At 34.1% G+C, this 6154-nt stretch carries 3 protein-coding genes and 1 pseudogene; all 4 read right to left on the bottom strand.

What is annotated here, in order from left to right; translation table 11 throughout:
* Positions 1-539, bottom strand: a pseudogene (locus Q0W95_RS07205) (ATP-dependent DNA helicase RecG); the annotation flags it as partial.
* Between the two features lies 1 nt (position 540).
* The gene (locus Q0W95_RS07200) at positions 541-2115 is read right to left on the bottom strand and encodes a DAK2 domain-containing protein (RefSeq protein ID WP_297791336.1); all 1575 of its coding nucleotides are present in this window, start codon (positions 2113-2115) and stop codon (positions 541-543) included.
* A gap of 8 nt (positions 2116-2123) precedes the next feature.
* Positions 2124-2477, bottom strand: a complete 354-nt coding sequence (locus tag Q0W95_RS07195; protein WP_297791334.1) for an Asp23/Gls24 family envelope stress response protein — start codon at positions 2475-2477, stop codon at positions 2124-2126.
* A gap of 138 nt (positions 2478-2615) precedes the next feature.
* Complete coding sequence (gene nifJ, locus Q0W95_RS07190) at positions 2616-6143, bottom strand: pyruvate:ferredoxin (flavodoxin) oxidoreductase (protein ID WP_297791332.1); 3528 nt, start codon at positions 6141-6143, stop codon at positions 2616-2618.
* Between the last annotated feature and the right edge of the window lie 11 nt (positions 6144-6154).

The raw sequence follows: 6154 nt of genomic DNA, 5'->3' as shown, positions 1-6154 counted from the left end.
GATGAGCGCAATAGTCTCGTGGGCTCGGAGATGTGTATAAGAGACAGGTACTTAAGAGCTTCGTTAATATAATTACTTATCTGTTTACTTGTAAGTCCCTTTGTCAAATTATAAATAGCTATAATTTTTCCTATATCATCTTCATCAATCTCGCAAAAAATTGGATTGCTAGCTTCAGCTAAATCATTAATTATCTTTATATTTGTGAAAAATTTATAAGACTTACCTTTTACAAGTTTCCTTGGAGTAAACTTGTCATTAAACCACAAGAGCTTAATTCTCTTGCTAGTTTGCTCTTCTATAGCATACAAATAAGCTACTGTAACCTTTCCAACGTTTTTAATAAATAATTTGCTAATTATTTTCCAAATGAAGTATTCTTTCTTAATAAAAGAGGCACTATTGATGGTTACGAGTTTACTCCTATCTTCATACACTCTTGGGTAATAATTGTATAAATCCGATATACTTGTTATTCCTAACTTTTTGAGGTCTTTACTCTTCTTAGGTCCTATGCCCTTTAAAGCAGTAACTTCCATCTTATTCTAAAGTTATTGTATAGTAGTAAACTGGTTGTCCTCCGAAAACCAATTCACAATCAACATGTTTAAACTTCTTGGATAGTTTTTTAGAGAAGTCTTTGGCTTGCCTTTTATCAACCTCTTCTCCGTAATAAATAGTTATAAGTGATATATCTTCATCTTCAACTAGATCAATTATTGCTTTTTCTGCTGTATTTTCAATAGTTGTATCTGTCGCAACAATTCTACCATCAAGAATACCAATATAGTTATCCTTTTTTATTTCTATATTATTAACGGTAGTATCTCTAATAGAGATAGATACCTCTGCTATATGAATATCCTCAATAACTTCATTCATATTTTCTAAGTTTTCTTCTGGACTTAAACTTTCATCAAATTCTAGGATAGCACTAAATGCTTCGGGAATTGACCTAGTTTCAACAACTACAGCATTTTTATCAGATACTTCAGCAGCTTGTTTAGCTGACATAATTATATTCTTATTATTAGGGAAAATAATGATATTTTCAGCATCAATTTCTTCCATAGCATTATATATATCTTCAGTTGATGGATTCATTGTTTGACCACCAGCTATGATTTTATCAATATTCATGCTCTCCATAATAGCGTTGTATCCATCACCTCTGGACACTGCAATAAATCCATATTTCTTAGAAGGTTTACTTTTCTTATTTTCCTTAACATCTAAATTTGGTTTAAGATTTTCAAGACTAATATTTAGAATTACTCCCTGTAAAAGAATCATCTGAACAATATTTTGTGGACTATCTGTTTTAAAGCTTGCTTTTAGAGTAGATGACTCTATTTCAGATGAATACTCCTTGGTAATCCTTTGTAAATTTTCATCTAAAGTCAAAAGATCCTCGATAGAACCTGCTAATTCGAAATTAATTTTGTAAATAAATGACTCATCATCCATTTCTTTTCCATTAGAAAGGTCTATATCTCTATCTATATTAGAATTTAATGCATTAAGAGCACCTCTAAGCAAGAAAATCAAACCTTGCCCACCAGAATCTACTACCCCTGCTTCTTTCAACACTGGAAGTTGATTTGGAGTATTATCTAGTGCTACTTGACCAGCGCCAATTATTTCCATCAAATAATCATCCAATGATGAAGTCTCGTAATAAACCTCTTCTGCCTTTTCTGCCATTACCCTTGCCACAGTGAGAATCGTCCCCTCCGTAGGTTGCATAACGGCTTTATAGGCTGTTTTTTTTGCATTTTGAAAGATTTCCTTTATATCAGAAATTTCAATTATATCCTTTCCCTTCAAAGTCTTGCTCATTCCCCTGACAAGTTGAGAAAGTATAACTCCAGAGTTCCCTCTAGCTCCCATTAAAGTTCCTTGACTTAAAGCCTTAGCAACTTCATCAACAGAAGATATATTTGATTTATTTACTTTATCAAGGCCAGATTTAATGGTCATATTCATATTTGTTCCTGTATCACCATCAGGAACAGGAAAAACATTTAATTCGTTCACTAAATCTTTATTCTCATCTAAATATTCATAAGCTCCAATTATCATTTGTTGAAGTTTACTTGCATCTATAATTTTCATTTACACTCCTACTTATTTATCCCTTGAACATATACATTTACGTCGGAAACTCTAACATTTAGGGATTTTTCAATATTATATTTAACATTCTCAATTATATTTTGACAAACAACAGGAATTCTAACCCCATATTTCAAAAATAGAGAAATATTTATAACTATTGTTCCATTATCTAATCGTTTAATGTTAACACCCTTTTGCATATTACTTACGCCTAAGAGTTGATAAATACCATCTTTAGCTGAAGCACTAGCTAGCCCAACTACACCATAGGATTTCATAACTGTTGCTACAGCAATATTTGTAATTATAGAATCATCAATAGTTACTTTTCCTAAATTATTAACATACTTAATAGTCATAATACCTCCATTATGATCAGTAAATCTTATCACTTTTTACTAATATTATACCATAAGCTTACTTTATCTGTACCATTTTTAGCAAATAATTGAAGCACAAAAAAACCGCCATTAAAAATGACGGTTTAGATTATCTTCTTATTTTCCAGCTAATCTCTTATATGTTTCGTATCTATCTTTTGCAGCTTTTTCTGCTTCTGCATATAATTCATCAGCTGTTTCTGGGAATGATCTCTTAAGTGATGAGTATCTTACTTCACCTTGAATAAATTCTTGGAATGATTCTTTTGGTTCTTTAGAATCAAGTTGGAATGGATTTTTGCCCTCTTCTGCTAGTCTTGGGTCAAATCTCCATAAGTGCCAGTAACCAGCTTCAACAGCTTGTTTTTCTCTAAATTGTGATTTACCCATACCAATTCTGATACCGTGGTTAATACATGGAGCATAAGCTATAACAAGTGATGGACCATTGTAGCTTTCAGCTTCTTTTAGAGCTTTAATTGTTTGATTTTGGTTAGCACCCATAGCTACTTGTGCACAGTAAACATAACCATAAGATGTCATCATTAGTCCAAGGTCTTTCTTTCTAACCTTTTTACCAGATGCAGCAAATTGAGCTACTGCTGATAATGGTGTAGATTTAGATGATTGACCACCTGTATTTGAGTAAACTTCAGTATCGAATACAAGAATATTAATGTCTTCACCACTTGCAAGTACATGGTCAACTCCACCAAATCCAATATCGTAGCTCCATCCATCTCCACCGAAGATCCAAATAGATTTTTTAATCATGTAATCTTTTAGTTGGAAAATCTTGTCAACTAAAGCTTGACCTTCTTCATTTGCTACAGATTCATTCTTTAGATTCATGATTTTTGCAGTAGCTTCTTTAGAAGTTGTTACTGTTTCTTTTCCTTCAATCCATGCCTTGAAAGCTTCGTTAAATGGTGTTTCAAGCCCTAGTTCTAGGAATTCATTCATATATGATTCTAGTAAAGCTTTATTTGCATCAGCTGCGAGTTTCATACCATAACCATACTCAGCTGCATCCTCAAATAATGAGTTACCCCAAGCTGGGCCTTGTCCACAAGAATTTTTTGTGTAAGACATAGCTGGTGCACTAGCACCCCAAATTGATGAACAACCTGTTGCATTTGAAATGTACATTCTATCACCAAATAATTGAGTTACAAGCTTAGCATATGGTGTTTCACCACAACCAGCACAAGCACCTGAGAACTCAAGCAATGGTTGTTTAAATTGGCTGCCCTTTAATGTTGTTGGATCCATAACATCTTCTTTGTATCCAACTTTTTCATGAGCATAATACCAGTTGTCTTTTTCTTTTTCTACTTCTTCTTCAAATGGTTTCATAAGAAGTGCTTTTTTAGGAGCTGGACATACGTCTGCACAGTTTCCGCATCCAGTACAGTCTAATGGAGAAACTTGAATTCTAAATTCATATCCATCCATTCCCTTACCGATTGCTTTTTTAGTATCAAATCCTTCTGGTGCATTAGCTTTTTCCTCTTCTGTTACTAAGAAAGGTCTAATTACAGCGTGAGGACATACATATGAACATTGGTTACATTGAATACAATTGTCTAATTGCCATTCTGGAACTGTGAGGGCAATACCTCTCTTCTCATATTGAGTTGTACCTGATTCGAAAGCACCATCTTCTCTACCAACGAAAGCTGAAACTGGAATATCATCTTCTTTTTGTTCAAGCATTGGCTTAACTATTTCTCTGATGAATTCTGGAAGTTCTCTTTCTTCTTTAACTTCATCAACAGCTTCTTTCCATGATTCAGGAACTTCTACTCTGTGCATTGCATCAATACCACTATCTACAGCTTTGTAGTTCATGTTTACAATGTCATCACCCTTGTGTCCGTATGACTTAACAATTGAATTCTTAAGGTACTTAACGGCATCTTCCAAAGGAATTACGTTAGCAAGTTTAAAGAATGCAGATTGCATAATCATATTTGTTCTTGAACCAAGACCAATTTGTGCTGCTAGGTGAGAAGCATCAATTGTATAGAATTCAATGTTGTGGTTAGCGATATAACGTTTCATATTTGCAGGAAGGTGTTCTTCTAACTCTTCATCTGTCCATGCACAGTTAAGCAAGAATGATCCACCATCTTTTAAACCTTTTAGAAGGTCATATTGATGTACATAAGCAACTTTTGAACATGACATGAAGTCAGCTTCATCTAGTAGATATGTTGATCTAATTGGTGTTTTACCAAATCTTAAGTGAGATACTGTTAGACCACCAGATTTCTTTGAGTCATAGTCAAAGTAACCTTGAGCATACATGTCAGTATTATCACCGATAATCTTGATAGCTTGTTTGTTAGCACCTACAGTACCATCAGATCCGAATCCCCAGAACTTACATCTTGTTGTTCCTTCTTGTCTAATCTTTAGATCAGTTCTTTCAAGAGATTTGTGTGTAACATCATCATTAATAGCTATTGTGAAATCTTCTTTTGGTTCATCTTTTGCAAGATTTTCAAATACTGCTTCTATATCAGCTGGAACAGTATCTTTTGATGAAAGACCATATCTACCACCAATAATAAGTGGTTTTTCTTCTTCATCGTAGTAAGCTGATTTAATATCTAGCAATAATGGTTCACCGATTGAACCTTTTTCTTTTGTTCTATCAAGAACTGCAATCTTCTTAACTGTTTTTGGAATAGCTTTTAATAAATGTTCTTTAGAGAATGGTCTAAATAGGTGAACTTCTACCATACCTACTTTTTTACCTTGTTCTACTAAAACATCTATAGTTTCTTCTGCAGCTTGGCATACAGAACCCATAGCAATGATGATTTCTTCAGCATCATCAGCACCATAGTAATTGAATAAACCGTAGTTTGTTCCGATTAATTCATTAATTTTATTCATGTAGTTTTCTGTAATTCCAATGATATCTGTGTATGCATTGTTGCTTGATTCCATTCTTTGGAAGAAGATATTCTTTTCAGCAGTACCTATAGTCTTTGGTCTTTCAGGATTTAATGAGTTATTCTTAAATCTATCAACTGCATCATAATCAACTAATGGAGCAAGATCTTTGTAATCCCATACTTGGATCTTTTGAATTTCGTGGCTTGTTCTAAATCCATCAAAGAAATTAATAAATGGAATGCTTCCTTCGATTGCTGCTAAGTGAGCAACTGGAGATAAATCCATAACTTCTTGAACTGAAGATGAGCATAGCATAGCAAAACCTGTTTGTCTCGCAGCCATAACGTCTGAATGATCTCCGTAGATTGATAGTGCGTGTGTAGCTAAAGTTCTTGCTGCAACATAGAAAACACCTGGTAATCTTTCACCTGCAATTTTGTACATATTAGGAATCATTAACAATAATCCTTGACTTGCAGTATATGTAGTGGTTAGTGCTCCTGCTGCTAATGCTCCGTGAACTGCACCTGCTGCACCTGCTTCTGATTGCATTTCCTTAACTTCAACTGGTCTACCAAAAATATTCTTTCTGCCATTTGCAGCCCATACGTCAACTGCCTCAGGCATTGGTGATGAAGGTGTGATAGGATAGATTGTTGCAACATCTGTAAACGCATATGATACGTGAGCTGCTGCTGTGTTACCATCCATAGTCTTCATAGCTCTTTTAACTGTCATTTAAGACCTCC

This window comes from uncultured Anaerococcus sp. (assembly GCF_947253225.1).
Lineage (GTDB): Bacteria > Bacillota > Clostridia > Tissierellales > Peptoniphilaceae > Anaerococcus.
The sequence above is the reverse complement of the archived record's forward strand: the minus strand, read 5'-3'. Positions and strand labels throughout refer to the sequence as shown.

Bases quoted from the DNA above. Each gene is read 5' to 3' on its own strand.
- Q0W95_RS07200 (WP_297791336.1), bottom strand. From the start codon at position 2,115: ATGAAAATTATAGATGCAAGTAAACTTCAACAAATGATAATTGGAGCT.
- Q0W95_RS07195 (WP_297791334.1), bottom strand. From the start codon at position 2,477: ATGACTATTAAGTATGTTAATAATTTAGGAAAAGTAACTATTGATGAT.
- nifJ (WP_297791332.1), bottom strand. From the start codon at position 6,143: ATGACAGTTAAAAGAGCTATGAAGACTATGGATGGTAACACAGCAGCA.